Below are 2,347 nucleotides of genomic sequence, written 5' to 3' on the forward strand. Positions count from 1 at the left end.
CTTAAATCCACACTATACGCCATTATAACTCAAATAGCTTATTATACCTTTATCATTTACTTTGGGAAGTACTATAGCTAGCAATGCAGCAGATGTTACAAAAACTACAATTATTGGTAGAACAGACAAGTCGAAAGCAATACTGAGAGTAGCACCTACTGTTAACATAGTTACAAGATTCACAGAAGCAACTTTTAAGAAACTCATTTGTCTTTTTCCTGCTTTTTCTAGCGACACTTCATTTGTTTTAGTTTTAGTTTTGCCCAGTTCACCCTCAAGTGGTGTGTTTTCATTCTCCAGACTTTTTATTTTTTGTGTTAGTGATTCATTCTCTTTATTGAATTGTTTCAACTTAGTCTCATGTCCAACTATGCAACTTTTTGATTCTGCTAGTTCCTTTTGCGCTTTTTCTAACAACACTTTTGTTTTAGAATGCTTATTTTCGTTTTCTTCTAATTCGCTATTAAGTGTTGTATTTTTACTTTCTAGATCTTGTATTTTTTGTTTTAGCAATTCATTCTTTTTCTGCTCATCCTTTAGCTGAGTACGTAATTCTTTTAACTTAGCTTTACGTTTTTCAACCTTTTCTGCTTTTTCTGGAGTTTCCGTTGCGTTGTGTGTTTTGGAATGAGAAAAGGTACTAGGTACAACCTCAGATGGCTGACCACACATACTATTTAGTCTATCTATTAGGCCTTCATCCTTTATCAATGAGCGATGTGCTCCATGTTTTATCAAAAGTTTTGCTAATTCTTTATTGTCATTTGTAACAGCAAAGTATAAAGGGATATGTTCATCTTGATCTTGTGCATTAACCTTTGCTCCATTATCTATTAGATACTTTGCAATCTCTACATAACCATGCACAGCAGCATAATGTAAAGGGGTATGTTTATCTCTATTTCGTGCATCAACATCTGCTCTATGTTTTATCAAAAGTTTTGCTAATTCTTTATTGTTATCTGCAACAGCCCAATGTAAAGGGGTCATGCCATCTTTATCTTGTGCATTAATGTCTTCTCCATTTTCTAATATAGATTGGCCTAAAGCTTCAGATCCATCTCCATCAAAACATATTCCACTGTCGTCACTACTACTTTTATTTAAAATAGCCTGTTCTCTTTCTAATGTATCATCTACTTTGTTTATATTGTTTTCATTAGTGATTGAGTTTGAAGAAGTCTGTTCATCCTCATCTTGTACATAGATTTCTCTGCTGTTTGGTGTAGTTCCGTTGTTCTCTTTCTGATCTCTTGCATTCCATGCTTGCACTGCAGCAGTTATTCTATTTCCGCCCACAGCTGAATTTCCTGGAGTTTTATTATTAGACTGCAGTAAAGTGTCTTGTCTATAAGGTTGTCTTCTCGTAGCTCTTGTCTCAGCATAACGTTGTTCTCCTTCCTCTAACATTTTTATTATAGCCTTTTTACCTTCTACATCGCCGACAATATCCCTTGGAGTTCGGCCTTGACTATCTTTTAGTGAAGGATTTGCGTTATTGTTCAATAAAAGCTGAGCTATCTCTTGATGACCATGTAAAGCAGCAATGTGCAAAGCAGTTAATTGAGACTTAGCTCCATCAAGTTCATATATTGGTTCATTAACTTTTGCTTCCTTTGCTAGTAGGAGTTTTACTATTGGTACACTGTTACATTCCACAGCAAGATGTAACAACATACAATTTACAGTTTTGTATGAATCTGATACACGGAACATCTTATTTATCTCATTTATCTTCAATTTGTTAAATGTACTGAATGTCTTACTTGTATTACCTATCTTCAATTTGTTATAAGTGTCATATACTCCTGAGTTTACACCTTTTAGCTTATTCCCTATTCTTTCAAGTAAATTATTCTCATTTAAACCTTCACTCTTGCTTACCTCATTTATTATTTCAAAAAACTTTTTCTTTTCCATTGCCGTAACCTTTCCTCTCAATTTATTTATTATTGCTAAACAGTCTCACAAAAAAGTTAAGTTTGTCGAAATTCCATGTTTGATCTAAAAATTAGTCATAAACATTTTCTATGCAAGTAGCTAACACTGGTTCACTCTATAATGGTGTCACAGCAGTCCTACATCATGCCACCGCGAACCGTCATACCGCGATTCATTCGCGGTATCTCATCCGCTAACAAGTAGCAGAATGACAGCAGTCCTACGTCATACCGCCGCGGCGCTAACAAGAGATCCCGCTAACAAGCAGCGGGATGACAAGCTTATCTTCATGCCGCCACGAACCGTCATACCGCCGCGGCGCTAACAAGAGATCCCGCTAACAAGCAGCGGGATGACGAATTACTTAACCATCATTACACCGTCATACCGCGATTCATTCGCGGTA

General features: G+C 36.1%; 1 protein-coding gene. It reads right to left on the reverse strand.

Annotated features, from left to right (window positions below):
* Nucleotides 1–12: 12 nt before the first annotated feature.
* A complete protein-coding gene (locus tag WOCAOBSORBRA_RS05860) occupies nt 13–1,920 on the reverse strand; it encodes an ankyrin repeat domain-containing protein (protein WP_174516142.1) in 1,908 nt (635 codons plus the stop codon).
* Nucleotides 1,921–2,347 lie beyond the last annotated feature (427 nt).

The sequence above is a fragment of the Wolbachia endosymbiont of Cardiocondyla obscurior genome (assembly GCF_902713635.1).
GTDB lineage: Bacteria > Pseudomonadota > Alphaproteobacteria > Rickettsiales > Anaplasmataceae > Wolbachia > Wolbachia pipientis.

What these genes read in the sequence shown, in the direction of transcription:
- WOCAOBSORBRA_RS05860 (WP_174516142.1), bottom strand. Translation starts at nt 1,920, where the DNA reads ATGGAAAAGAAAAAGTTTTTTGAAATAATAAATGAGGTAAGCAAGAGT.